This is a genomic window from Paenibacillus sp. FSL P4-0184, assembly GCF_038004625.1.
Classification (GTDB): Bacteria; Bacillota; Bacilli; order Paenibacillales; family Paenibacillaceae; genus Paenibacillus_AQ.
Window position 1 is genome coordinate 813,742 of the sequence record NZ_JBBORN010000001.1, and the last position, 26,886, is coordinate 840,627.

Here is a 26,886-nt window from a genome sequence, read left to right on the forward strand (position 1 = left end):
TTGCTACCCTATATTAATCCCTTTATACTTCAACTATCGAAAGCGATATAAACTTTGAATGGGTGATTACATGTTTCCACTGGAAAGACAAAAGAAAATCATAGAAATCTTAATGTTCAAAAAGGTTCAGAAGCTGCCGGAGCTAGCAGAAGAGCTTAATATTTCTATCGATACCCTTCGCAGAGATATCAACCTGCTGGACAAGCAAGGGAAGATCAAGAAGATTTATGGTGGAATTAAACTGGTGGAATCGGAGTTTGCTGAATCTCCAATGGATGCGCGGATGGTCGGTCACTTAGAGGAAAAGAAAATGATCGCCCAAAAGTGCAGCGAATATATCAACGATGGGGATTGCATCTATCTGGACAGCGGCTCTACCACCTATCAGATCGCCAAATATATCAAGAATAAAAAGAATCTCACGGTCATTACGAACTCCATTCCTGTGGTAAACGAGCTGATGAACAGTGCGGTTGAGCTTATTATCATTGGCGGAAAGGTCCGACTAAATGAGCAGTCTGTCATTGCATATGATTATCTATTTAATTTCAGTGAATTAAATATCCTTAAGGCTTTTATTTGCGCAAGCGGCATTACCCTTGAAAAAGGCATCTCCGACTATAACCTGGAGGAAGCCCAAACGCGCAAAAAAATTATCGATCTCTCCAAAGAAGTTTATGTTGCCGCTGACCATACTAAATTCGGGAAAGATGTGACCATCGGCATCGCCTCACTCGATAAAATTGGATACATTATTACCGACCGTAATATAGATCGAAGCTTCCAGCAGAAATTTAAAACCAAACGCACGAGCTTGATTATTGCGGAATAAAGACTTTCATCATCCATCTAAAAACACAAAAAAAGCCTCTCCTTGGATTTAAAATGGTGGTGGTAACTCCATTTTACCTAGGGGATTTTTGTGTTTTTTAGAATCATAGACACTTACCTGATGCCTTGATGATAATTAGGGAATTTCTCCCTATAAATCAGAGATTTATACGCATCAGACTACTAATTAGGGAAAACCTCCCTATAATTTAGGTGATTCGTTGGTAAAAGTAGATATTTGCCTAATTTTCAGGGAGGAATTCCCTAATTCCATTGATTTTATGCAAATATCAGCTTTTTTCAGGGAGTTTTTCCCTAATTACTCTCCCAAACATCATTTTTCCGAACATTCCCGAACTTAACATCATAGACAGCATTTCAGGAATCTCTTAAACTAAAAAATCAGAAGTACTATTACATTATGGAGTGTGAATATGGCTTTGAATCAAATGTCAGAGTTACACCAGCGCAACAAATTAATTATTTTCTTATTTTGGGGCTGTTTGCTGTTAGGCTCGCTTTCGCTGTACAGATTTCCACAAACAATAATTGCAATCATGACAGCGGCGGTACCTCTAGGCTTGTTGTGTACGGTGTTCATTTGGAAACGTTTGGCTACACCCTATATTATGTACATAACAGCTATCGGCTTTAATATCATTACATACTTCTATATCGATGCTGGGACCAGCATCATCAGTACCATAATTCTATACTGGGGACTAGGCATTGTATCGCTCTATCACAACTACCGCCCACTACTACTCAATGGTGTAATAGCTTGCATCTTACTCAACTATTTTCTGATGACCAAACCCACTTTCGAATCCGTTGATGCCTTAAGTGTTAACGTTTTTCTCATCATGATGATACTGGTTCTGATCTATCAGAGTCAGATTGGTACGAAAATGTTCAAAAATATGTCTAAGAGCAGCAACGAAGCTGAACGTGCCAGAGCGGAAATGGAGACCATTCTTACAGGTGTTACTGAATCCGTAGGAGTTCTGAGTCAATCTAGTAATCTAATGCATAACAACGTACTGACAACAGATCGAATTTCCAAAGAAGTCGTAACCGCCTTCCAAGAGATAGCTAGTGGAGTAGAATCACAAGCACAGAGTGTTAGCGATATCTCAAATGCTATGCAGCAGTTAAACGAATCAGCTATGCAGGCAAATGCCGCCTCCGTTTCCATGAGCAATAGAAGCCGTGAAACGGATCAAATTACGCAAGAGGGGCAAGATGAAATCATTCGCTTAACTGGAACTATCTCTGAAGTTACAGATATCGTAACGAGTACTGCTGGCTTGATGACACAAATGAATGAAGATAATCAGAAGATTGAATCAATTGTTTCCAGCATCGTAGGAATTGCTGAGCAGACGAATCTTTTGTCGCTAAATGCTTCCATTGAAGCCGCTCATGCGGGAGAACACGGCAAAGGTTTCGCAGTCGTATCCAATGAAATCAGAAAATTAGCACAGAGTTCCCACAATGCATCCGCGGATATTGCCCAGATTCTCAGAAGCATTCAAAATAATATTGCGCAGGTTGGCGATATGGTTTCTAACGGGTTGCTAGTTGTAGAATCAGGAAAAAATTCCACTGATGATATCGCTCGATTATTCGAGGGCATTCGAAATAATACACACCAGGTGCTTGAGCAAGCAGAAGACCTGAAGGGTAGGAGCGATCATATTAGACAGGCTTCCACCCTTGTACTGGGCGAAGTTAATTCAGTGGCTGCAATTACCGAAGAGAATACAGCAGCTATTGAACAAGTCCTCGCTAGCGCGGAGGTCCAGCAACAACATGTTTCTGAAACGGTGATTAGCATTAGCAATCTAAATGAGTTAGCTATTAAGTTAGACAATTTAACGAGATCTTCATAGATACAGCTGTTTGTTTCAATACCATTCAGTCAAAAGAAAAAGCCATCTACTCCTCACGAAGTAGATGGCTTTATTTGTTCATTTAGTTCACTTTAGCTAAGACTTCCTGCCTCAACACGCGGCGGACGCATGGTCAGGCTGACCCGGCCCTTCTTCAGGTCAACACCCATCACCCAGACGGTGACATTATCTCCTACGGAAACAACATCCATCGGGTGCTTCACAAAGCTGCCGCTGAGCTGGGATATATGCACCAGCCCATCGTTCTTGATCCCGATATCGACGAATGCGCCGAAATCGATCACGTTGCGGACGGTTCCCTGCATTTCCATGCCGGGAACCAGATCCTCGATCTTCAGCACGTCGGTGCGGAAGATCGGCAACGGCAGCTCCTCGCGCGGATCGCGGCCCGGACGCTGCAAGCTCTCCAGGATGTCGCGAAGCGTAGGCACGCCGACATCCAGCTTCACAGCCAGCTCCTCGGCATTTTGTGCCTCCAGCTGTGAAGCCACTTCTTTGCTGCCAAGCTTATTTACATCTAGGCTTAGCTCGCGGAACAAGCGATCCACCACCGGATATGACTCGGGGTGAATAGGTGTGCGATCCAAGGTGTTGTCTCCACCTGGAATCCGCAGGAAGCCGATACATTGCTCATAGGACTTCGCACCCAGACGAGGGACCTTTTGCAGCTGCTTCCGAGTCGTGAACTTACCGTTCTCTTCACGATATTTAACGATATTTTTAGCAATTGTACCGTTAACGCCAGCCACATAAGAGAGCAAAGCAGGAGATGCCGTATTTACATCCACGCCCACATGGTTAACCGCCGATTCTACGACAGCCTTAAGACTCTCTTCCAGATGCTTCTGGGAGACGTCATGCTGATACTGACCCACACCGATAGCTTTCGGATCGATCTTCACCAGCTCCGCCAGCGGGTCCTGCACACGGCGGGCGATAGAAGCTGCACTACGCTCTGCTACATCCAGATCCGGGAACTCCTCCTGCGCCAGCTTGGAAGCAGAATAAACACTCGCACCAGCCTCATTAACGATCAGGTAAGCCAGCTCTGGATCGCCAATTTCGGCGATCACTTCTGCCGTAAATTGCTCGGTCTCACGAGAGCCTGTCCCATTTCCGATCACAATGAGCTGAATGCCATATTTAGCGATTAGTTCTTTAAACTTAGCAGCAGCTTCAATTTTCTTGTTGTTCGGCGGCGTAGGATAGGTCACGGCTACTTCAAGCAGCTTACCAGTATCGTCTACGACGGCCAGCTTACAGCCGGTACGGTAGGCAGGGTCAACACCCAGCACACAGCGTCCCTTAACGGGCGGCTGCAGCAGCAAGCTGCGTAGATTACCAGAGAAGATCGAGATCGCTTGATTCTCGCCCCGCTCGGTCATCTCCCCACGAACCTCACGCTCCACAGAAGGAGCAATCAGACGCTTGTAGGCATCCTCAGTCACTGCCTCCAGCAGTTCCTTCACTGGGGATGGGCCTTTAATGATTTTCCGCGCAATGTAAGCATGAATTTTGTCAGTGACAACCTCAATGCCTACCTTCAGTATATTCTCCCGCTCACCGCGATTAATGGCGAGAATTCGGTGAGGTGGCATTTTGTGTACAGGCTCACGGTAGCTATAGTAGTTCTCGTATACGGATTCCTGCTCTGCATCCTTAGCTTCAGATACAAGGATGCCCTGACTTGCCGTATATTGCCGAACCCAAGAGCGGATCGCAGGATCATCTGCAATGTTCTCGGCGATGATATCCAGTGCACCTTGAAGCGCTTGATCTGCGGTCTCCACTCCTTTTTCAGCATCTATATATTTCGTAGCCTCAGTTTGTGGGTCACCTTGTCTTTGCTGCTCCATCATCCAGTTTGCAAGCGGCTCTAAGCCTTTTTCCTTCGCAACACTAGCACGAGTCTTACGCTTCTGACGGAAAGGACGATACAAGTCCTCCACTTCCTGCAGCTTGACCGCATTGGTGATTTGTTCATGAAGTTCCTTGGTCAGCTTGCCCTGCTCTTCAATATTGCGGATAACGTCTTTCTTACGTTCGCCCAAATTGCGAAGATAAGCCAGGCGCTCTTCAATATCACGAAGCGCATTCTCGTCCAGCTCACCCGTCATTTCTTTCCGGTATCTGGCGATGAACGGAATCGTATTCCCCTCATCCAGCAGTCCAACCGTTGTACGCACCTGCTTCAGGCTAATGTTCAATTCCTTGGCAATCGCTACAGTAATCAATTCCTGCTCCCGCTGTGCGGCCGCCTCATCCGTAATGACTCCCGTATTGCTGTTATCTACCGTCATTAGTATCCCTCTTCCCGTACACAATCTGCTTATACAATTCTTGTTCTCATAACTAAAATAGTATCACAGATCGGCTCTGTTCCAAAGTCCAGCCTAGAGAGGAGGCAGATTGGGTGGTTTACGCGCGTTGTCCCATTCCCCTTTTTCCAGAACTAAGTGACAACATAAAACATAATGCTAGAACAAACGCCGCTGCCACATATGGAAAGTTAATACTTAGATCAAAAAGATATCCTGCAACGATAGGCCCTGCGATATTTCCAAGACTCGTATAAGCAGAGTTCATTCCTGCTACGAAGCCTTGCTGCGTTTCCCCCGCCATTTTGGATAACTGGGTGCCTACCGCTGGTCGAAGAATATCCATAGCCAAGAATACGACAAAGGTAATCGCACAAATCGCCCAGAAGCCACTTACAAACAGCGTCAACAGAATAAACATTGAAGCAGTTATAAGGCAAGTGGAGATTACCTTATTCTCGCCGAATTTATTCAGAATCCAGCCAAACGCGGATACCTGCACCACAGCACCGGCGATTGAGCCAAAGGTAATCACAAAAGCAATATCTTTAGGGGTAAAGCCAAATTTATGGTCTACAAACAATCCGAACACCGTTTCATAGTTAGCCAATCCAAAAGCCATAACAAATACAATAATTAAACCGAAAAAGTAAGGTTCACGATAAGAACGCATCAATTGCGTGAAGAAGCTCTCCTGATTATTTTTAGATAGCTTCGCTTCCATCCGTTTCTCTACAGACAGAGACTCAGGCAAGATTAAAACTGTGATTAGAGCTGCGATCCCAGCCGCACCAGCCGCACAGAAAAAGGGTACCCGCATGCCAAGCTCAGCAAGATAACCGCCAATCCCTGGACCGATAATAAATCCGGTAGTAATGGCTGCATTAATAAGCCCCATGCCTTTCGCTCTCTCTTCAAAAGAGGTCGTATCCGCTACATAAGCCATAACTGCTGGCATAATTAACGCAGCGCCTACACCACCGAGCAATCTTGAAACGAACAAGAGCCAGGACACATTCGCCAGACCAAAGAGCAGCTCTGAAAAAGCAAACACGATCAGACCCGCAACGATCACTTTTTTTCGGCCAATTCTGTCGGATAACCTGCCCGCGAATGGCGATACCAATAATTGGGCAAGGGAGAATGAAGCCACTAACAGCCCAACGGTACTTCCTGTGATCCCAAGTTCATTCATGTAAGTAGGCATGATAGGGACTACAAGTCCGATCCCTGTAAAAGCAAGAAAAATATTAAGCATAACAAGTAGCATAGCGCCCCTGTTTCTAAGTAGTAATGACATTGTGTTAACCTCCGTAGTTTCTAAAGCCAAGTCTTCGAATAGTTTTCCTGTAGAGACCGACCATCCGGTCTAAATTATAGCCAAAAAAATAGTCCTTCCAATTCCGGTGCCTTTAAGAAGCTTCAGCCTTCTTGATTCCTGAATGTAAAGCTCCTTTCAAGCCCCATTATATCTTATCCCGTATATATCCCTTGCAATAACAATCGTACTGATTCCCGGTAATATTTTTTGATATCATCCGGAGTCTTTTCAGGAATAGAACATTCAGCAGCTCTTCCGATCCCTTCGAGCATACCATTTACAATAATCACATAATCCTCTAAGTCACCCTTAATAAAATACCCCGTGTCCATGCCTTCCTTCAGAAGATCACGACACGCATGCGAGGCAGCCTCATATAAATGAGCAAGCCGCTTAGTGATATCCTCCGGATGAGCTCTGCTTCTTGAGAATTCCTCAAGCGCCCGAATCAACGGATTCTGAAAATCATTTGCGTAGTGCTCGGCTAAAGCATATAAACGCTCCTGAACACTAACAATTTCCTTCTTCTTATCATCCCACGCCTGTAACCACTGCACCGTATCCTCTTCTACCACATATAGGAAAAGTTCATCCTTGCTCGGAAAATGATGATATAAGCTGCCCTTACTAACATTCGAGGCTACGCAAACCTCATTCATGGTTACAGCTGCATATCCCTTCTGAACAAAGAGCTGTGTGGCTTTAAGTACAATTCGTTTCTTTGTTTCTTCTCCGTCTGAACGTCCTCTGATTCTAAGCACCTCCTAAACCGACCGTACGGTCTAATACTATCAGATCATTTTGTAAAAGTGAACCCCTAATCCTTTTTTACCATGAGTTCGTAAAAATGCACATCAAAAGACGCCCGGATTCGTACCCGAGCGCCTATCTCATGGATTATCTATAACCCTGGGTGATTAAAAATCAATCAGTCCGAGGCTGATTTGCAGCGAATCATCCACCTTCTTCATAGTCTCATCATCAAGGTGGGTGATCTTGTCAGTTAAGCGTTGTTTGTCAATCGTCCTAACCTGCTCCAGCAGTATAACAGAGTCTCTGTCAAAGCCATGAGCTGCTGCGTCAATTTCCACATGCGTAGGTAATTTAGCCTTCTGGATTTGGGCCGTGATTGCGGCCACAATTACCGTCGGGCTAAAGCGATTGCCAATATCATTCTGGATTACCAGTACTGGCCTTACTCCGCCTTGCTCAGAACCTACAACCGGCGAAAGATCAGCAAAAAAAACATCGCCACGTTTAACGATCAATGTCTACACCCCGCTTACTAAGCGGCCAAGAGTGCTGTCTGCATCTTCCTCCGCGAGGAACGCCTCGCATGCCATGGTCAAGTTGATCTTAGCCATTTCCATGTAGCCGCGCTGCATGGACTCCCGGATAGAACGTTTCCTCCGTTCGCTCAAATACAGCTTCATGGCCTGCCTAATCAATTCACTCCGGTTGGAATTCTCCAATTGAACAATTCCGTCCACTTCCTGCAAGAGATGATCGGGCAAGCTGATCATGATTCTTTTGGTGTTCTGCAAATTGGCCACCTTCTCTTCCACCCCCACAAACCTTCTGCCCTTGTGTTCCAGTGTTGCAATATACAAGGAATTTTATACAAGGAATATATGCCGCCAGTATATCAAGTATGCTGCATCCCATTATAAACTAGAAATGGCGGTTCGTATAGGCTTTTAGTCATATCTCCTAAAACGATACAATTCCTTCTATTTTCTCCCTTGAATAACATCACTGTCAAGAACTTTAAGATTGTAACAGAGCATTTACTAATTTAGGAAGTGTGCCTTCACGGATATAAACGCGCGGCACCCGATGAGCCAGCATGCAAATTACCTCGTAGTGAATCGTTCCAAGATGGAGAGCCAACTCGTCTGCCGTGACCATCACGTCAGCTTGACGGCCGATGAGTACAACTTCTTCGCCTGCTTTAATTTGTTCCGCTTCTTCAGCGAAAGATTTGAGTGATACCATACACTGATCCATGCAGATTGTTCCGACGACAGGAACGCGGCGTCCACGTATTAACACCTCCGCTTTGCCAGTTAGCATGCGGGAATATCCATCTGCGTACCCCACAGGTAACGTTGCGATAATCTCCTCGCTGTCTGTGAAGTACCGAGTGCCGTAGCTGACGCCCCAATGAGAAGGCAGGCTCTTCACATATACAACCTGCGTCTTCAGCGTCATTACCGGATGTAGTTCTACCAGCTGACGGTTTACCTCAGTTGAGGGATAAAATCCGTACAAGCTGATGCCTACCCGCACCATGTTGCTGGATAAATAAGGTGAATCAATGGCCGTAGCGCTATTGCCCGTATGTATGATCGGGATCTGAATGTTCTGCTCCCGCAGCGTTTCCGCCACGCTCATGAACCGTCGATGCTGTTCCAGTGTATAGCTTTTGTCTAGTTCGTCTGCCTTGGCAAAATGGGTAAACATACCCTCCAGCTCCGCCTGCGCAACAGACTGCACTTCAGAGATAAATGCGGGTGCGTCATCTGGTAAAAGACCCAGTCGCCCCATCCCGCTATCAATCTTGATATGCACCTTCAGCCGATGTTCCGGATCTATAGGAAGCTGTCTAACAGCCTCTAATACTTCCGGTGTGAACAGTGTTACAGTTACATGGTTCTCCCAGGCAACGGCTATTCCTTCAGGAGAAGTGTAGCCAAGCACCAGTATAGGAATCAGTATTCCCGCCTGACGCAGCTCCAATGCTTCATCCAAAAAAGCCACACTAACATAATCTGCTCCGAGTCTTTCCAGTTCCCGTGTCACTTCCACTGCTCCATGGCCGTACGCATTTCCTTTGACGCATCCCATAAACTTTGTCTCTGCCGGCAAGTAGCGGCGAAAGGCTTCGTAATTGGCACGCAATTCATCCAGATTAATTTCGGCTACTGTCGGTCGATAGCTTGCTTGCACTTCAAAGTCACCTTCTTACGTTGTAGTAAAACGTCATAGCTGTAATGATCATTGTCTTAGTACTCATGGTAATGCTACAGAAGGTGGCTGTCAATGTGAGCTCAGTTATCTTTTCGCTTCAGTTCAAAGCGGCTGGAGCGCTGGCAAATATAGAAAGGCGGATACTACGTTGTAGAGGAAAGAATCCCACAAAACGCAGTATCCGCCTACTTTATATTATTTACCCGATTGTGCCTCCATAGAAGCGGCAATTTGCATCATTTCGTTAACAGGAAGATTAGCACTTGTAATTCGATACTCTATACCCTCAGACATCCAAGTCAAAGTCTGCTGCTCATCACCACTCAGAAGTCCTGCGGTGAAACCAAGATCTATCAGCGTTCCAGGAGCCAATGCTACTGCACGGTCCAATGGACGGGCTTCCATAATGGTGTATTGATAAACCCCATCATACCGGATGAGAACAGCATGATCCTTGTTCCCCTCCATTTTATGGGAGTCCTTCAACTCGACACCTGCCGGAACGTACCCCGGTTCGATAATACCAAAGTCACCCAGCTCAGCAGCGACAGGTTGCCCCTCTTGCTCCTGACCCTCAGGAACTACAACCGGATTTCCATTTTCGTCAACCTGAGCGACTGTACTTTCTGAAGCAGCACCTGTAGTCATATTCTTTTGCATATCAAAGGAATCCTTAGTGAAATCTGTATCGAATTTAAAGGTGTCAAACTTCACGTCTACAACTACCTTGGCTTCAGAATCAGAGACTTGAACCTGTTTAGGCTCATAAGTCTTTTTATCCAGCCAAATCTTCTGCCGCACAAGGGCATTGCTCTGATAATTCGCAGCTACCTCAAACACATAGTTATCTCCATCTTCCACAAATTGACGATTGTTATCTGAGACGATGCCCCGAACTAGTGTCTGATACAAATAAACCTGACCTTGATTGTCCGGCCAATCACTCTGGAAGCGGAAGCTCTTATTCATACTTGGTGTAAGTACGAACACTCCCTCATCATTACGAAGCACGATCTGCGTAATATCCTTCTGTACATTCGCCAAGCTGATCCGGTAATAAGAAGGGTTCTTGTACCATACCTCTACCTTATACTCCTGCGGCTGCTCGCCGGTGAATAGGGTCATAATGCCTGAAGCTTGGTACGTTCCCTGCTTACTCTCCAACTTGTCGGCCACATTGTTCAAATCCTTGACCACGGAAGCGGCATCCTTCTTCCCGCACCCCGTCATCACCAGGGCCACGCTCATAATGATCGCGAGTACCCATATTGTCCGGCGCATGACATCATCCCCTTAACCTGTTTTGAATGCATTGATTAGTACATGTCTATGAGGGACTTGGCCGCAATATGCAGACGGGCATGACAAGCTGGGAGTTAGATTTATTTTTTAGGAACATACAAACAAAAAAAGCCCACGCATAGCGCTGGCTTTATGTTTTATACAGAAATGTAATAACATTATGTAGGTCTTATCTTTTGAATAGAGAGAAAATTATACGATCAGTTTCTTGTTTCAACTCTCATTATCACTATGTATTGCTTTATTGTACTGATTGATTAATTCATCCAACCTCATCGACTGTCTGATCACATTTGGATGTAACAATCCACCGTATTCCCTTTCCATTAAATAAAGTTTGGCTCTAGCACCCTCTATTCTCTTTTGGATAATTTCTGGATTATTCATTACACTACCTCCTCAAATTAATATACTAGAGGTATATGTCAAATTCTATATTTTACAAATAAGTGCAGTACTATAAAGAAATGATTCTAATAAATACTAGAAGGAAGGTAATAATTACGTTACTATGCACTGCTAACAACAAAGCCATTTTTCTTTTCGTTGATTCGCTGCACCTTACTAATTAGGTTTCGGTATTCTTTTTGCGTTTCTAAAGATACCGTATGACGAAGCTCTTCGAACATTCCAACACATTTTATAATACATGATTCGCTATTTATTTTTACTGAATATTCTAAACTTTCCATTATATACTTTATACTAATCTCATATTTATTTCTTCTTATATAATAAAACGCTATCTCAGCCATCAAGTTGGTATATCTATCTTCGAAGATTTGTTGATTATAGGATCTAATCTCTAGCTGATGACGATCTCTACAATCTGATATTTTTCCCTCAAACTGCAGAAGAATATCATCCACGTTAAATTGGTAATAATTAGCTGCTTGAAGGATTTTGAACAGACCTGAGAGGATCTCTTCCTCCCTTTGTTCAAGGTATGCCACATATTCCGGCAGCACCGTTATATCCCCTTTTAAAATTCGCAGCAAGTTAATATTAGCCCGTGCCCACTCCATACATTGATTCATAAGCTGCAAAGCTTCTTCCGTGTCTTCCCGAATCCAGTTCATATCCATATACATGTTAACATAATGTAAAGCCCTATCATAATCTCCCAGCTCTCTATAAACTACTGAACGTAACATGTAAGAGTATTGAATATATGAGAATAGTGGTATTTCAGGTTCCTTTTGAAGCCTGCTTTTTCTGGCACGGTCGTATTTAGCATGATATTGGATTGTTGCTTTATTCCCCATTTCCTTAGCCATTGCCATTACCTTATCCCAATGTCGTAAAGCACTATATGTATTCGCCAAATCTTTCAGCGCATCAAGCTGGTCCACCTCATCAAGCCGGTTAACAAATCCTTCAAATTGCACAGCTGCTCGCAAATTAGCATCCCGATCTTCACCCAAAGCGATCGTGAATAGCCTGTATTGGCAAAGGGCCAGCCGCTCTGAATGTTGATACTTCTCACTCTCAGCCACACTCTGATATAACATCGCTGCTGCTTTGTGCTTCCCTAGCGTAAAAAAATCTTCTGCAGTATCAAATAACGAAGGCGTATAAGATAAGCTATCCATCATGATCCCAACTACCCGTGCAATACATTCCAGCTTATCCAGCTCTGCACAGCGATATAGAAATGGCCGAAGACGTCTCCAATTCGGATTGGAGTGAACAAAACACTCATCCACATACAAATCATAGTAGCAGCCTTCTTCTAATCCCATACCTTCTGTAATCCGATCTAATTGTTGCATGGCTATTGGGCGATTCCCATTGATGATATTACTGATCGTGCCTGAATTTACCTTAGACACCTCTGCGAACTGATTGATCGTTATCCCCTGCTTCTTGAGATAGTCTGCCAGTTCTGCACGAATGGTCATCTGCTTCATGATCAAAGCCACCTTCCGCCAACATAATTCATAGATAAGCAAATAGCATTTTAATAAATATATGTCTAATTATTCCAGTGGTCAAATACTTTTTTTCTATTCCTTTTCATTATGCAATTATTCGGTGATCAATGTATAGACTTTAGATTAGTAAAAGATAAAAACCACCAGAATACAAGGTGTAATAGACCTTTTCTGATGGTTTTTCTTATGATATTGCTATCGATAGTTATTCAATACATGCATTTAAATTCAACTAAGAGCTAGGTTTAATCATCATATCCAGCTTTTTAATATAAGGGTCTAGCATTTCAATTAACTTCTCTTGGTTTTGAATCTCTTCTTTCGAAAGCCGATCCATATGAACACTGCCATCTGCATCAAATACCTTAGCATCATAGCTTTGTAAGTCTATGATTAATCGTTCGATCTCCTCAAACTCTTTTTTAGTAAGCCTCTGTTCAGCTTTTTCAAGCAAGCCATTCCAGAAAGTATCACGATCTACGGATTGCACTGATTTCTTTGATGTTTTCGCTTCATTTATTTGTTCGAAATATGGTTCAAGCTTAGCCTGTAACTCTTTATATGCCTTCTGGTCCTTCACACCTAACTGTTCTAGGTGAAAGACGCCTTCAGCATCGGCCATTTGCAGATTATAAGATCCCAATTCCTCTAGTAAGGACATCAGCTTTGTGAATTCCTCTTCGTCAAAGCTTTGCTTCGCGTTTTGCAGTTTGGCTTCAAGCCTGTCATATTGTTGCTGGGTTACTCCTATCGTAGCAGCAGTTGCTGGGGATCCATACATGTTGTCTGCCAAATAATGATATCCGGCATAAGCTCCAGTAGGAATTAATAGTGCAGCCGCCATAATACTTGCCACGAGCCATTTCTTCATACGTCTTCCCCCTTGTTTGGCTACGGCCAGATTTAGTATTTGCTCCTTCAGTTCCGGTGGGGCACTTATATTTCTCGCCTCTTCCTGCAGAACTGTCCGTAACTCTTCATTGAAATTCATGCAGGTCCTCCACCTTTCCCTTAAAAAGAGTATGATTGTCTGGCTTCTGACGAAGCTTCTGCAGTGCAGCGTGAATACGGGATTTCACGGTTCCGAGCGGAATACCCAGTATCGCAGCACTTTCTTCCTGTGAATATTCGTTTAAATAATGCAGAATAATCACCTGCTTCAGCTTAAATGGAAGACGATCTACACTTGCTAGCAGGCGGCGGTTAGATAACCTGTCCACAACATCACTCGTGAAATCATGCTCCAGCATTAGATCTGTTTGTTCTACTTTTTTTACCATTCGGAGATGCGTCCATCTCTTTCTTCGATAGGCATGAATTTGCCGCATGACCACTCCCATCAGCCAAGGCTTAAAGGGGCGGTTTACGTCAAATTGTTCAAGAGAACGGTGCACCTGAATGTAAATCTCCTGAACGATATCATCCACATCGGAGGTTTCGCGAACGAGGAAATGAACGGTCTGATACACATCCCGGATCGTTGCTTCATATAGCTCACCATACGCTTCACGACTGCCGGCTAGCGTAAGCGCAATGAGCTGAGAATATTCATTTGGATGTTTCATCCCTCTCAATCCCTCCTTCGGTCTTACACTATATATTGGTAAATCAAAGAGATATCGTTCGATTTATTTTAACGAATTAAAAAAAGTATGTACTTATTAAATGCGTGAATCTATAGGAAGAGCTTCGATTCAAAAAGCCCGCACAATGCGGGCTTCCAGTATCGTTGCATTCCAATCAGCAGCATAAGCCACCTGCTCAGGTTTGCCCCAAATTTAAGAGCCACAATATTTCTTTCCCTCGAGTTCAGCGTGTTCAGCGCGTTAATTAGCTTGCCATTGCGTTCTCCCTGGAGGATCATGCTTTCCGGATCTTTCCTGCTAGAAACCAGTTCCTTGACGGCATCCAGCGAGAAGAAACTGCGCCGCTTCAGACTTCTGTAATGGTCATTGACCACATTCCTAGCGATGGCAAACAACCATACCTCCAAAGGAGCTTTTTCCTGGGAATAAGTCGAAAGCTTAGCTAATGTTTTCTCAAAGACCAAGCTTGTCAGATCCTCGGCCGTATGGAGTGAGCTAACCGATAAGCCATATAGTTAAATATTCTTTTATAGAAGGTTTCAACAATCGTTGTGAATAAAGCATCTATATCCGTTTTTTCTTGGATTTTCTCTTTAATACGCAATAATTCCAATTCCATTACAAGATACTAAAAAGAAGAGAGAACACCTTAACTTGACAAGCTTATTATAGCTTCTATATATTTTAGGAACTAAAGTAAATTGGAGCGTGGCTATGAGCACAGAGCAAGATAAACAATATGCTATCCATAAGGTTATGGAATCCATGGCAAATGTGCAGCAGAAATCCCAGTTCTTCATTGATATGATCACCAAGCAGGAGACCCTGACTCACAATCAGATCCTACTGCTGTTCCAGCTCAGGCTTATAGGTAGCTTGAACATTACTGACATCTCCGAACGATTCATTATTACACCAGGAGCCGCTTCCTCGATGTGCGATAAGTTGGAAGATGCCGGTCTTATCGAACGTGTGCGGACGAAGGAGGATCGCAGAGTCGTCAATATTGTCCTTACAGAACAAGGGCATCAGCGGATTCTCCATATCTTTGAAGCCTTTCCTACCTCGGATTTGGATAAAATCTCAGGAACCTTAGAACAAATAAATGTGCTAATGGATAAAATGATGAACTAAAAGCTTTTGGGTTATATATGCTGCCTGTCAGGAAACTGACGGCAGTTTTTTTATGTCCAAAATACTATATTGACTATATATTATAATAATTATATATTTTAATTATTAAAATATATTTCGAAAGGCGGCCCCTGTAAATGTCCAATGCTAATGATCTTTTTGAACGCCAGGAAATGATCGGTCCACCGCTGAAAGTAAGAGGTTCACTGACCCTCAAAGAAGATGTTCGTGCGGATACCATCGATGTTGTCGGCCATTTAAGTGCACAGAAGAATGTTACTACCGCTAAGTTAAAAGTATCTGGTGATTGTTCGATTGGAGGTCATTGTAGAGCCGAACAGGTTATTAATCTGGGAGGACTACGTGTTCAACACATCCAGGCAGACAGACTGCAATCGTCTGGATACTTTTCTGCAGCAGAAGATGCTGCACTCGAAACCTTTTATGCCGAAGGTGCTGTGAAGATTCATAGGTTAACTGCTGAATCATCCATTGAGCTACGTTTAGGAAACAGAAGCACAATCGATGTCATAAAATCTAGCGGGACCATTACTGTTAAGCCATCTTTGAAGCTAATGAATGCGCTAATCCCCTACTTCCGGAAGCTTACCTGCAAAACGATTGAAGGGACTAGCATCATGTTATATCGAACGACAGCAGATCTCGTCAGCGGTGAAGATATTATCATCGGACCGGGTTGTTCTATTGGGGAGATCCGCTATACCAAAAGTCTAACGGTAGACCCTAAATCACAAGTTGCTCGGACCGTATTTTTAAATAAATAGCAAACGTAACAACCTTGTCTCTGCTTTGTTTACAGAAAGTGACCTACTACGCGCTGATTTAATCTATACTTAAGAGGACTGGACTTAATCCTCGGAGGTAATTATGAATAAAATCATCGTAATCGGAGCTATCACGCTCTTTTTAGCCGGATGCGGAGCATCGGCATCTATAGATATGGATACAACAATGGCAATTAACCAAACACAAACTACTGAAGCACCACTGAAGCTAATCGTTGATGGAGAAACCGTTCTTCCTTCTCTCCCACCTTTTTTCTCAGGTGATAAGGTCTATGTACCTGCAAAAGTACTCATGGAGTACTACTCATCTGAACAACAATGGGATAATGCTACGAAAACCTTAACCATCTCTGATGGAAGCAGTAAATATGTTTTGAAGCCAGGTAATGAGTATATGCAAGGTGACGGTTATCAAAATGAGCTGGGGGGACCTGCAATTCTACGAAATGGTATTTTTTATATTCCGGCAGACTCTCTAAACTCTCTCTCTGGTGCCACTGCGCAGCTGAATGCCTCGCAAAATGAAGTTTCCATTACATCAGGGGATGTTAGTACTACCGTAAGAACACCCAGCGAACCTCTCGCGATTGCTACAGAAAATGACCAAGTTAAGCTGTATACTGCCCTCAAAAATGGCGGTACCTACGAAGGATTTGTTGTAGAGGTGAACGGTAACAAGCATACGTTTAATTGGGAAGCACCAAGATTGTTAGGTTACACTCCTGAGATTCATTATGCCGATATAGATCAGGATGGGCAGGAAGAAGTTGTTGTCATACTGTGGCTAGGAACAGGTACGGGCATATCTATGCAGGAGCTTCACGTCATAAAGCCTGACCAGTGGAAAGAAATGAATATACCATCCGCGGATAAAGCTGTCTCAGCATTTGTTACCTCAAAAATCTCCAATGAAAAAGGCGATGCCTTAATTCAAATTCAGGTAAAAGGTTCCACTCCATCTATAGTTACTATGCGTTATCCGGATCGTGGCGAGGATAGCAATCTTGGCGAAAAAGCCGGGATTGGTGCTGTGACTTACTACATGGTAGAAGAAGGCAAGCTGAAAGCTGAAACCAATGTTTATATTGGATTTTTAGAGAGTATTGGCACATTAACCTTTTCCTACAAATCAGGGAATGATGGAATGGAACCTGAATCCATTCGTTTTGAGCCTCATGAGGAGTATGCCTCTTATGTGTTGGGTAAGCAGCTATGATTGATGCCCATGTACATTTAGAGCAATATGAGCCTGAGGTTTCGGAACAAATGTTGAGTGAGATTGCTAACTTGGGAATCGAAGCCCTGATTGCTGTCTCCATGAATTTTGACTCTTGCGTTCGCACTCAAAAGCTTGCCGCTACCTATCCCGGAGTGGTACGCCCAGCTTATGGTTTTCATCCAGAGCAACCCATACCGCAGAACGCTGAGTTATCCACTTTGCTGGAATGGATTGAGCGTCAAGACCGGGAGGATTTTATCGCTGTAGGTGAAATTGGACTGCCTTATTATTCGCGTGCTGAAGCACTGGAGCGCGGCGAAGCTTTTGATATGGAGCCTTACATTCAGCTTCTTGATCAGTTGCTTGAGCTTGCCGCCCGTATAGATAAACCAGTGGTCCTGCACACCGTCTATGAGGATTCGTTGATTGCCTGTGATCTATTAGAAAAGCATGATATAAAGCATGCCCACTTCCACTGGTTCAAGGGACCCGAAGAAGCCATTGCCCGTATGATTAAGAATGGATACTATATCTCTTTCACCCCTGACATCCTTTATGAGACGGAGATTCAGGAGCTTGCCCGCCGCTATCCCCCAGAGCTTGTCATGGCGGAGACCGATGGTCCTTGGCCATTTGAAGGACCTTTTGCGGGTAGAGTCACGCATCCATCTATGATTCGAGATGTTGCTGCCGCTTGGGGAGCGCTACATGGCTACACTTCCAGCCAAGCAGAAGAGATACTAACTGCGAATACTAAGCGATTTTATAGCTTGTAAATAAACAAAAGGATGGTTCCTAGCGAACGCCAGGCCATCCTTATGAATAATCACAGCATTATCCCAATTTAGGAGTTCACAACCTTTCCACACCCACTAACGTTCCGCCTGTGAATTCCATTCTATAAATATCCGGCTTTGTGGTTTGTAGTAGAAAATCCAGATCATATTTAGCGTCAAAATAATTCATCATAAGCGTCATGACTGCACCGTGAGTGCCAATCGCAATCTTTTGCCCACTGTGTTGTTTCAGTATATCTTGCAGTACGCTAACTGATCGCTTCTGACACGCATAAATGGACTCTCCACCAACCGGAACAAAATTTGGATCAGCAAACATTGTTTCCAGTAATGGATATAGCTCCTGGTCAGGCATGATCATATTTCCATCCGAAAAATGGATTTCCCGAAGATCTTCAACACTTTGAATCTCTGCCCCTAACTCCTGCGCCAAGCCAGAAACCGTATGTATAGCCCGAAGATATGGACTTGAATAAAAGACTTCAATTCCTTCGAGACGTAATTTCTCCGTTATCTTACGGGCATCCGCCTCCCCCTTCGCTGTTAATCCACGTGTTCTCTCAGTTCCACCGGGCAGCTTGGGTGACTCTCCATGCCTTACCATATAAATAAAAGTTGCCATTTTTCCCCCTCCTCTACCTTTACATTTCTCGTGTTCTACCCGAACTCCTTCATAAAAAAAGCCCTTACGGGCAAGAATCGATCCTAGCGAGCTAGGAAATCTCTTAATTGCACTCTATGCAACTATTAAGCGTAAAAAGAGATCTGCTAAGCAAATAAGTGTAGTTTCTGCAACTAAAAACCATCATTTCTACCCCAAAAGAGAAAAAATCAAATTATAGCTGCACATAATACAACTAAAGTTCGCTTTGAACAATGGAACAGCATTTAATTGCAGATTCTGCAACTAAATGCTAGGTAAGCCCGCTAGGTAGTCTGTCTACTCAAGCTTTCTAGTCTGGCTAGTTTGCCTGACCTTCACTATCAGCAGCCTCAAGTTTCCATCACTTTTACCTTCCCCGGTTGCTCCGTTGAGCTATCATTTTTCTCTTTCTGCGCAGGCCACAGCACGCGGCCAAATACTATCCCCAGCACACCTATCAAAGCGATTACGATACCAAAGTTTAAAAAGATTCGACTAGGCCCAGCAGCCTGAACCAGCATTCCACCGAGGAGTGGAGCGCCTATCATAACTCCGCTAAGAATGGTACTCTGAATACCGAACACACGCCCTGTCATGTGCGGGGGAGTTTCTTTTTGTAAACAATAATTGAAGGTAATCATAAACATTCCGTTTCCGAGACCCAGTACGAATCCTAGCAGCAGTACAGGTAGGGTAGTGACGCCTGGCTGAAGCAGGCCAAGCCCTCCGACCGATACACCAATAAGTGCATAACCCGTACCTAGCTTCCAGCCGTAGCCTGTTCCCCGGTTCATTTTGTTCATGACCATGATCATCAATATTGCACCCACGCCAGTTGCCGCGACAAGCCAGCCCAGCATAGATTCCTCAGCAGGTGCGATAATTCTGAATAGACTTGTAAACTGAAAATCGATCATCTGAATAGCTAACGCACCAACTAAACCAAATAGCATGCTGTTTAGCAGCAGTCTGCTGCGCAGCATAAAGCTCCAGCCTTCCTTCCACATCGTGCGGAGAGAAACATGCTCCTCTGGATCCCCCTTGCTCTCTGAGCTTACTTGTCCTGCTTCACTATTTTTAACAGTAAGTAGGAGCAAGTAAGAACAGCCTCTGAGACAAGCATTGATCAAAATACACCACTGCGGCGTCAGCACAGACAATGCAAAACCACCCAGCAAAGGCCCAGCGATCTTGGAACCCTGATTTACAATTCCATTAAGTGAAGTGGCTTGAAGCAGCTGATCCTCTCTAACCATACTGCGGGTCATCGACTGCTGGGCAGGCACATTTAACGTCGAGATAGCAGCACGCAACATCAGTAACGGGAGTAGCCATACCATACTGGGAGCGAAAAGAACCAGTACTGTTAACAATGCCGTTAGTAGATCACACATCCGCATTAGCTTTAGCTTATTTAGTCGGTCAGCCGCTACTCCCGCCACGGAGCCGAGCAGAATCCCAGGTAAAGCTATGGAGACTGGAATCAAAGCCAGCATTAACGGACTAGCCTGCCAGCGGTACCCTACGAGTACCTGAATCGCCAGTGCATCGAACCAATCCCCAAAAGTGGCTGTCGCATATGCGCTGTACACACGCATATACACTTTGTTTTTTAGCAGACTCGTTCCTGCTTGTGATGAAGCATTCATCGGACATTCCTCCAAGTTACGATTAAGAACAAGAGCATATGAAGCATGATCTTAATGTAACGGAGAATTGTCAGAGAATTATCAGAGAGCTGTCACGATATTCATAAGCACGTTTTCCAAGGATTGCTCCAAACGATGAAATCCCCGCTCTTCCTTCTCACGTTCAAATAAATCTGCATATTTCTGACGCAAAGCTGACTGGGGAGAAAACTCGTTACAATAGTGAACAATTCGGTATAACGCATATAGCCGCATCGGCACGAATCCTGACATCTCTAGCACCTGAAGCGCCTCATCCAATAACTGCTCTGCTTCACACCAAGACTTGCGCCGTAGACACCACAAGCCTCTTGCAACTTTATAACTGCCGATCTCGCGCAAAAAAGGTTTCTCCTGCAAAAGCACTTCAATGTCTTTCGCCATCCGCTCCAATTCCTGATCTTTTGTCCCCATCCACAAGTGTACGAGCATTTCGGAAATGGCCGTTACAGGAATGAAGTTCTCATACCCAGGCTCTTTAATCACTTCATGCGTTAGCTTTAATCGTTCTATTGCTTTTTCCGGTTGCCCGGCCAATGTGTACAAATCCAGAATATTAAGGATCTCCATTTCAAGATGCTGGGGCGGCAAAAGAATCTTTTTCTCAAGGACTAGCTCACAGAACGCTAATTTCTTCTTCGGATCACCCAAAAATATATAACAGATCATCAAAGAATAGAAACGCTCTTCTATCTCAACTTCCTCTGTGTTCAGAAGCCATTCCAAATCTCCCTGCACAAAATGAATATAGATCGAATAGAACGGATCCATTTCATAACCCAAAACATCCTGTTGTCGCGCTAAGGTTAACATGGATCGTCCTTGGCCGTATTGATGATATTTTACGAATACTTCCCGCATCGTCTCTTGCATCTTTGCGTCATATGTAGTCGGATTGGTCATAGTTACTGAGGGTTCCCGCATCGTTAGACTATAGCCAAATCCACGAACAGTCTTAATATCCAAGCCTTGTAGCTTGCTAAGCTTTTTACGAAGGCGATAAATATGATCATCAACCGTTCGCTCTACTGGGTATTCTAGCGGCCACACCTTATCCAGCAGTTGTTCTCGACTGAACGTACGCCCTCTATTTTTGTACAAGAACTGAAAAAGCGTAAATTCTTTAGGGAATAATTCGATCGTTATCCCATCTCCGGTCACTTTATATTCACTTTCGATTAATTCCAGCTGCATGATAGAACCTCTCTTTCCCCCGAATCCGCTCATTGGTTACATTATATCAGCCCATCCAAGGCGTACTCCAGATTAAAAATAAACATATAAAAAGAGCAATCCGCAGATTTCTCTGCATGATTGCTCCTTGCACCCATTGCTGGTCTTATCCAGCCATATTATTAGTAGAATCCTGTTCACTAAAAACAGAGATGTGACCTACCTTACCCGTCGAGTTTGGAATAATGAATTTCAACTGGAATTGATCATTGGCTTGATAAGTGTAGATCTTATCCTCACCATTTACTTTGGTATCATCCGGCTTGCCCAGTGTGGACTCGATCTGTTTCAGTGTTAGCTCTTGCAGTGCAGCATCACTGGAACGAACATCGAAGATTAGGCTCCCTTTATTGAATCCGAATACGACATGTTCATCAGTATAGGTAGCATAAATACCTTTTCCCGCTGACTCTTGTTGATCAGGCTTACCCCAATCGGCTTCTACCTCATCAATTAGTCCGGTATGAGCAGCATATTCAACACCGGGCACCTTACCCTTTTTAGCAAGCTCAAGTAATTCTTGAAGTTGTTTGTCGCTATTCTGCGGATTCGCATTGGCTGTATCTTTATTAGTCTCCGTAGGGGAAGTGGTCGCTGCTGGTGCGGTTTCCGAAGGAGTGGCTGATGGGCTAACTTCTGGTTCTGCGGTTGCTGTTACCGTTTCAGTTGGCGCCGTAGTTGGGGAAGCAGAATTAGCTTGCTCATTGTTCGAGCTGCATCCAGCTAATCCAATCATTCCTGTGAGCAAAATAGAAGCTGCTAAAAATTTAATCTGTACCGACATGATGTCATCTCCTTAGTAGGTTAGCTCAAAACCAGCTTGCAAAAAAATGGAACTGAAAATATAGACGATACTGAAATGAAAAAGTTTCATCAGCCAAGGAAGGCTTGGCTTGGTCTAACTATCATTTACCCAAATCTGCTGAACATCAATAAATTACGGGACATCATCTCGGGAAATACTCCCCCTCAGTAAAAATATTCCACACTAACGCAACCTTAATCCTCCAAGCCGCATCTTATTAGTAAAGGGAGGGGAGCTTCATCTGAATATTATAGAGAGAATCAAAGCAAAGGATGAGTCAGCTCTCCGCCTATTGATGGACGATTACGGCGATATGCTGCTCCGAACCGCTTGCTTACTGCTCAAAGATCGACAAAGTGCCGAAGAGGCGGTACAAGATACTTTTATTCAAGCCTATGCCAAAATGAATCAGTTGCAGGATCCGGAACGGTTAAGGGCTTGGCTCATTCGCATCGTAGTCAACCGCTGCCGCATGAAGCAACGGACTTGGAGCTGGCGTAATATTTTCCCCTCGGGTGGGACAGAGCTACAAGCCAGCGATGATGCGGGCTTCACTGCCGGGGCAGAAGATCTTTTCATGGTGGAATGGCATAATGTTAGACTCGCCGAGTTCATCAGGAATCTCGATTATGTATACCGTGAATGTCTGACGTTATATTACTTTCATGAGATGAGCATCCGTGAAATTTCCGAGCAATTGAATACACCGGAGAATACGATTAAATCCCGGTTAGTTAGAGGACGGACACTCTTAAAAAAGATGTTGGAGAAGGAGGGACATTTCTTATGAATACGGGGAACACGGAGAATACGAAACGCGAAGCTATCAAGCAACAGCTAGATGAAGAACTACAACCCATACACTTCGAAGGACATGAACGCGTCCTCAAGATGACCCACCCTCCAACCTTTGGAGCTCGTCTCTTGGCTTTCTGGAATAAAGAAATCGAGATCCCTGTGAAACCTATAGGCGCGATTGGTGCCATTATTCTAGTCGTATCATTGACTCTGCATCAACCAGAGGTTAAACATCAACCACAACAAAACGTCCAGCAGCATCCGAACCGTGAACTTATTGAGGCTGGAGGCAATACGTACTGGAAGGATATCTATGATCAGGCGGTGAAGAGACATGCGAATTAAGATCAAAGTCAAACATCTAGTTTCATTCGTGCTACTCCCTGCCTCCCTGCTCATTCTTCTATTTAACTTTCTGCCCTCCTCAAAGGCACAAATGGAGGAAAGCCCAGCTATTCAATCTAACCTGGCACGTACAGAACTTCTGAAAAAGCTAGAGTCTACAACTGGCAGTAAACGTATGGAGCTTATTCAAACCAATATCATTGATAAGGAGCACGGCTACGATCCCTATAGATACGACGTAAATATTGGCCCCTCTATGAGTCAGTGGAATCATGATGAACCGAGTATTTCCGGCTTGCTGTCAGAGGATAAAATCGCGTTGCTAGAGGAATACATCCTTGATGGGCCAGCGAATAATACACGTATATTTGCGGTTAAGCTGCTTGCCTACGAATATGATGCTCTTGGTCGTAGAGACGACGGAGATCAAGCACTAAACACCGCCGCGAAACAGTTAGACAGTAATTCTAGCGTGGCAAAAGAACTGGCGCTGCTTCAAGCAGAACGTGCCCTGAATCGTGGCGATACAACAGCCGCTGAATCTATTCTTGAACAAACCACATTTCCATACGAGAATCAGAAAGATTTAGAAGCGCAAAAAGCATGGCTTACCGGGCGCCTGCTCTTCACGAAAGGCAAAGCGCAGGAAGCCCTGGCCGTAGTAACCAATGGTTTGGAGAGCTACAAAAAATACTGGCAGGATATTCATAAACAAATGAGTCTTGTCATTAGTAACTCTGATAAAGACACCGCAGACAGCGAAGCAGCGGGCTCATCATCAAATTCAGCACCAACGATTGGCACTTCAGAAGCCGAAATGCAGCTTGAAGCGCTAATATCCGCCATTCAGTCAGCTGTAGATATGGGAAGTACCTCAACAGCTGTCGTATCTGGAACCCTAACCCGAAGCGATGGGACACCAATCTCGCGCGCAGGTATTTTTCTCCGTGCTGAAAGCGAGGTTAATCACAGCATCACAGCTGCTGAACCGTACCGAATCGTTACCGACGATGAAGGGCGTTTTGAATTCCACGGTGTGATTCCGGGCTTCTATCAATTGCAGCTTGGACTTAGCTATGATCAGATCGACGGATGGACTTGGCCTGTACAGTATGACGATTGGATTGAAGTTAAACCGGATGATAGGTTGAATGAGAGCATTGTTCTACAACCTCTGCTTGAGCTTCAGTCTCCTATTAATCAGGAGACGATAACGGGTCAGTCTGTAGATTTCCACTGGAAGGCTGTTGAAGGTGCGGCTTACTATCGTTTAAGCGGTGGGGTCTCAATGGTGGGGAGCTCCTTCAGTTCGCAGATTCGGGACCATATCACGGACAATCAAGTCTCTATTCCAGTAGATGAACTCTATTACAATAGTGGTTTCTCCTACGGCAGTGGCGGAGAGGGCTTTGAATCGATTGATCCTCTATCTTTTCTCGTGTTCATGAATCCTGAAGCACGCTTTTCTTGGAATATCGAAGCATTTGATGCGGATGGACATCTGCTTACCCGCAGTAATGGCTACAGATTGAACGAAGACACCGTTGGTAATCTGCCCTTCTTCTATCTCAAGGAACGAGAATTAACCACAGCCGATAGACTATTGCTAAATAAGAAACCTGAGCAAGCCATAGAAATGTACCAAAAGAATGTTGCAGATGATCCAGAGGATGCTCATGCCCTGCACATGCTTGTGAAGCTGATGCTCGCTAAATCCTCCCTGACGAAGGATGACTCATTAGAAGATCAGGCAATTCCGCTACTCCAAAAGCTCATACAGTTGCATCCTTATTCTAATTATGCCTTCACGTTGTCACAGTACTATTTTGACCATGCGGACTGGAAATCATATAACGAATTTCATTCCCGCTACATTGAGCTGAGTCAAACTAAGGGGGATGACTATGACCGCTCGATTAATGCTATAGCTCTCATGCATCAAGGCAAGCTAGAAGAAGCACGCGAACAATTTGCTATGGCTTTAGAGCATGATGACAGCCATCGTTTTATTGGCAGCTATTTGGCGGCAGAATTATACGCTGGTGAGTCGCTTTCTTCTGTATTGACCCTGGCTGAGCATTACCCCGAACACAGCTTTGGTCTTAATGGGTATCGTTGGCCACAAATGGTTAAACAGCTCATAGCTGAACGAACAAACCAGCCTAACAACTTTGACCAAGAGCTGAAGGAAAAACTCGGATGGTATGTAAATGGTCAGACAGATGTTTTGAAGCAATGGATCGAAGGGGCAAAGTCCTCCGCATTGAAGACCTTTATGCAAGCTGTTCAAAAGGTAAGCTAACTTAACTTAACTTAACTTAGCTTAACTCACTTATACAAACAAAAATCCGGTCCCGCTCGTTGAACACGAGCTTAGGACCGGATTTTTAATTACGCATGAATTTATTTACCTTTAGCTTCCATCATGTAATTCTGGAAGTCCGTAATGCTCGGGTTGGACATATAGTGACCACCCTCTACTTCAATCGTTTGACCAGTAATGAATTTAGATTCATCCGATGCCAGGAACAACACTGTGTTTCCGATATCATCCGCTTCTCCATGGTAAGGCAGAGCGTTGAACTTCTGGAAAATATCCAGCACAGCTGGCGGCATATTTCTTGCAGCCGCAGGTGTTAAGATCAGGCCCGGAGCCACTCCATTGCAACGAATCTTATCTTTACCATATTGTGTGGCGATGTAACGAGTTAGGTTCACAACAGCTGCCTTAGAGGAGCCATAAGCCGTGCGCAATGAATCTCCAGCAAATGCTGACATGGAAGCTGTGTTAATGATCGAGCCTCCGCCCGCTTTAATCATATGTGGAATGGCAAACCGGCTGCCTAAAAGAACACTTTTGGTGTTCACATTCATCAAGCGATCCCATTCTTCCAAATCTATGTTGACGACATCTAGGTCTTTTTGCAGATTAGTTAGACCTACATTGTTAAATAAGACTGTAATCGTGCCATACTGAGCGACTGTGAAATCAACAGCTTCCTTGATCGAATCCGCTTGGGATGCATCCAGGAAAAGACCTTCCGCCTCTCCACCTTCACTTTTAATCTTAGCCGCTGCTTCTTTGGCAGCCTCTACATTAAAATCGGCGATGACAACTTTGGCTCCTTCTCTAGCCATTAAAGTAGCGGCTGATAAGCCAATACCTGAAGCGCCTCCAGTTACTAATGCAACCTTACTTTGAACTCTTCCCATATTCATACCCCTTTATAATGTGATTAAGAT

The 26,886-nt window shown here is 44.2% G+C and carries 26 protein-coding genes; 9 read left to right on the forward strand and 17 right to left on the reverse strand.

Annotated features, from left to right (window positions below; translation table 11 throughout):
* The first annotated feature begins 70 nt into the window (after nucleotides 1–70).
* On the forward strand, nucleotides 71–832 hold the full coding sequence (locus tag MKY52_RS03480) for a DeoR/GlpR family DNA-binding transcription regulator (protein ID WP_149645227.1): 762 nt from the start codon (nucleotides 71–73) through the stop codon (nucleotides 830–832).
* A 433-nt stretch (nucleotides 833–1,265) separates the two neighbouring features.
* On the forward strand, nucleotides 1,266–2,723 hold the full coding sequence (locus MKY52_RS03485) for a methyl-accepting chemotaxis protein (RefSeq protein ID WP_341049857.1): 1,458 nt from the start codon (nucleotides 1,266–1,268) through the stop codon (nucleotides 2,721–2,723).
* A 92-nt stretch (nucleotides 2,724–2,815) separates the two neighbouring features.
* Here MKY52_RS03485 and MKY52_RS03490 read toward each other — a convergent pair whose 3' ends face one another.
* From MKY52_RS03490 to MKY52_RS03545, 12 genes are all read right to left on the reverse strand, one after another.
* Nucleotides 2,816–5,044, reverse strand: a complete 2,229-nt coding sequence (locus MKY52_RS03490; protein ID WP_341049858.1) for a Tex family protein — start codon at nucleotides 5,042–5,044, stop codon at nucleotides 2,816–2,818.
* Nucleotides 5,045–5,162: 118 nt separating this feature from the next.
* Nucleotides 5,163–6,362, reverse strand: a complete 1,200-nt coding sequence (locus MKY52_RS03495) for an MFS transporter (protein WP_341049860.1) — start codon at nucleotides 6,360–6,362, stop codon at nucleotides 5,163–5,165.
* Between the two features lie 173 nt (nucleotides 6,363–6,535).
* Nucleotides 6,536–7,144, reverse strand: coding sequence for a TetR/AcrR family transcriptional regulator (locus MKY52_RS03500; protein WP_341049863.1), 609 nt, complete (start codon nucleotides 7,142–7,144; stop codon nucleotides 6,536–6,538).
* 156 nt (nucleotides 7,145–7,300) lie between these two features.
* The gene (locus MKY52_RS03505) at nucleotides 7,301–7,651 is read right to left on the reverse strand and encodes a type II toxin-antitoxin system PemK/MazF family toxin (protein WP_042124727.1); all 351 of its coding nucleotides are present in this window, start codon (nucleotides 7,649–7,651) and stop codon (nucleotides 7,301–7,303) included.
* Nucleotides 7,652–7,654: 3 nt separating this feature from the next.
* Nucleotides 7,655–7,936: a CopG family ribbon-helix-helix protein gene (locus MKY52_RS03510; RefSeq protein ID WP_025698676.1), complete on the reverse strand. Its 282-nt coding sequence runs from the start codon at nucleotides 7,934–7,936 to the stop codon at nucleotides 7,655–7,657.
* A 214-nt stretch (nucleotides 7,937–8,150) separates the two neighbouring features.
* Nucleotides 8,151–9,332, reverse strand: coding sequence for an alanine racemase (gene alr, locus MKY52_RS03515; RefSeq protein ID WP_339269216.1), 1,182 nt, complete (start codon nucleotides 9,330–9,332; stop codon nucleotides 8,151–8,153).
* Between the two features lie 216 nt (nucleotides 9,333–9,548).
* The gene (locus MKY52_RS03520; RefSeq protein WP_094872533.1) at nucleotides 9,549–10,634 is read right to left on the reverse strand and encodes a LolA family protein; all 1,086 of its coding nucleotides are present in this window, start codon (nucleotides 10,632–10,634) and stop codon (nucleotides 9,549–9,551) included.
* Nucleotides 10,635–10,868: 234 nt separating this feature from the next.
* Nucleotides 10,869–11,042, reverse strand: coding sequence for an aspartyl-phosphate phosphatase Spo0E family protein (locus MKY52_RS03525; protein WP_076284026.1), 174 nt, complete (start codon nucleotides 11,040–11,042; stop codon nucleotides 10,869–10,871).
* 122 nt (nucleotides 11,043–11,164) lie between these two features.
* Nucleotides 11,165–12,565 (reverse strand): helix-turn-helix transcriptional regulator, encoded by a 1,401-nt coding sequence (locus MKY52_RS03530; protein WP_341049864.1) that lies wholly within the window; start codon nucleotides 12,563–12,565, stop codon nucleotides 11,165–11,167.
* A 256-nt stretch (nucleotides 12,566–12,821) separates the two neighbouring features.
* The gene (locus MKY52_RS03535) at nucleotides 12,822–13,580 is read right to left on the reverse strand and encodes a DUF3600 domain-containing protein (RefSeq protein WP_341049867.1); all 759 of its coding nucleotides are present in this window, start codon (nucleotides 13,578–13,580) and stop codon (nucleotides 12,822–12,824) included.
* Nucleotides 13,567–14,154, reverse strand: a complete 588-nt coding sequence (locus MKY52_RS03540) for a sigma-70 family RNA polymerase sigma factor (protein WP_076284023.1) — start codon at nucleotides 14,152–14,154, stop codon at nucleotides 13,567–13,569. Before MKY52_RS03540 ends, MKY52_RS03535 begins: the two co-directional genes overlap by 14 nt.
* A 110-nt stretch (nucleotides 14,155–14,264) precedes the next feature.
* Nucleotides 14,265–14,639 (reverse strand): hypothetical protein, encoded by a 375-nt coding sequence (locus MKY52_RS03545; RefSeq protein WP_341049870.1) that lies wholly within the window; start codon nucleotides 14,637–14,639, stop codon nucleotides 14,265–14,267.
* Nucleotides 14,640–14,889: 250 nt separating this feature from the next.
* Here MKY52_RS03545 and MKY52_RS03550 point away from each other — a divergent pair, with 250 nt between their 5' ends.
* The 4 genes from MKY52_RS03550 (at nucleotide 14,890) to MKY52_RS03565 (ending at nucleotide 18,110) form a co-directional block, all read left to right on the forward strand.
* Nucleotides 14,890–15,309, forward strand: a complete 420-nt coding sequence (locus MKY52_RS03550) for a MarR family winged helix-turn-helix transcriptional regulator (RefSeq protein ID WP_076284020.1) — start codon at nucleotides 14,890–14,892, stop codon at nucleotides 15,307–15,309.
* 137 nt (nucleotides 15,310–15,446) lie between these two features.
* Complete coding sequence (locus MKY52_RS03555; protein ID WP_341049872.1) at nucleotides 15,447–16,094, forward strand: hypothetical protein; 648 nt, start codon at nucleotides 15,447–15,449, stop codon at nucleotides 16,092–16,094.
* Between the two features lie 103 nt (nucleotides 16,095–16,197).
* Complete coding sequence (locus MKY52_RS03560) at nucleotides 16,198–17,331, forward strand: copper amine oxidase N-terminal domain-containing protein (protein WP_341049873.1); 1,134 nt, start codon at nucleotides 16,198–16,200, stop codon at nucleotides 17,329–17,331.
* Entirely contained in the window at nucleotides 17,328–18,110 is a 783-nt protein-coding gene (locus tag MKY52_RS03565) for a TatD family hydrolase (RefSeq protein ID WP_341049874.1), read from the forward strand. Before MKY52_RS03560 ends, MKY52_RS03565 begins: the two co-directional genes overlap by 4 nt.
* 76 nt (nucleotides 18,111–18,186) lie before the next feature.
* On the opposite strand, the gene MKY52_RS03570 is transcribed toward MKY52_RS03565, so the two are convergent.
* The 4 genes from MKY52_RS03570 to MKY52_RS03585 form a co-directional block, all read right to left on the reverse strand.
* Nucleotides 18,187–18,753, reverse strand: coding sequence for a histidine phosphatase family protein (locus MKY52_RS03570; protein WP_341049875.1), 567 nt, complete (start codon nucleotides 18,751–18,753; stop codon nucleotides 18,187–18,189).
* A gap of 371 nt (nucleotides 18,754–19,124) precedes the next feature.
* Nucleotides 19,125–20,423 (reverse strand): MFS transporter, encoded by a 1,299-nt coding sequence (locus MKY52_RS03575; protein ID WP_341049877.1) that lies wholly within the window; start codon nucleotides 20,421–20,423, stop codon nucleotides 19,125–19,127.
* Between the two features lie 81 nt (nucleotides 20,424–20,504).
* The gene (locus tag MKY52_RS03580; protein WP_341049880.1) at nucleotides 20,505–21,656 is read right to left on the reverse strand and encodes a winged helix-turn-helix domain-containing protein; all 1,152 of its coding nucleotides are present in this window, start codon (nucleotides 21,654–21,656) and stop codon (nucleotides 20,505–20,507) included.
* Nucleotides 21,657–21,801: 145 nt separating this feature from the next.
* The gene (locus tag MKY52_RS03585; protein ID WP_341049881.1) at nucleotides 21,802–22,479 is read right to left on the reverse strand and encodes a YjgB family protein; all 678 of its coding nucleotides are present in this window, start codon (nucleotides 22,477–22,479) and stop codon (nucleotides 21,802–21,804) included.
* Between the two features lie 316 nt (nucleotides 22,480–22,795).
* On the opposite strand from MKY52_RS03585, the gene MKY52_RS03590 reads away from it, so the two are divergent.
* Genes MKY52_RS03590 through MKY52_RS03600 form a run of 3 tightly spaced genes read left to right on the forward strand, consistent with a single transcriptional unit; the run spans nucleotide 22,796 to nucleotide 25,945 of the window.
* On the forward strand, nucleotides 22,796–23,290 hold the full coding sequence (locus MKY52_RS03590; protein WP_445671010.1) for an RNA polymerase sigma factor: 495 nt from the start codon (nucleotides 22,796–22,798) through the stop codon (nucleotides 23,288–23,290).
* On the forward strand, nucleotides 23,287–23,643 hold the full coding sequence (locus MKY52_RS03595; protein ID WP_339245522.1) for a hypothetical protein: 357 nt from the start codon (nucleotides 23,287–23,289) through the stop codon (nucleotides 23,641–23,643). Before MKY52_RS03590 ends, MKY52_RS03595 begins: the two co-directional genes overlap by 4 nt.
* Complete coding sequence (locus MKY52_RS03600; protein WP_341049884.1) at nucleotides 23,633–25,945, forward strand: hypothetical protein; 2,313 nt, start codon at nucleotides 23,633–23,635, stop codon at nucleotides 25,943–25,945. Before MKY52_RS03595 ends, MKY52_RS03600 begins: the two co-directional genes overlap by 11 nt.
* A gap of 101 nt (nucleotides 25,946–26,046) precedes the next feature.
* Here the strand turns inward: MKY52_RS03600 and MKY52_RS03605 are convergent, their stop codons facing one another.
* Nucleotides 26,047–26,856 (reverse strand): SDR family NAD(P)-dependent oxidoreductase, encoded by an 810-nt coding sequence (locus MKY52_RS03605; RefSeq protein WP_341049886.1) that lies wholly within the window; start codon nucleotides 26,854–26,856, stop codon nucleotides 26,047–26,049.
* Nucleotides 26,857–26,886 lie beyond the last annotated feature (30 nt).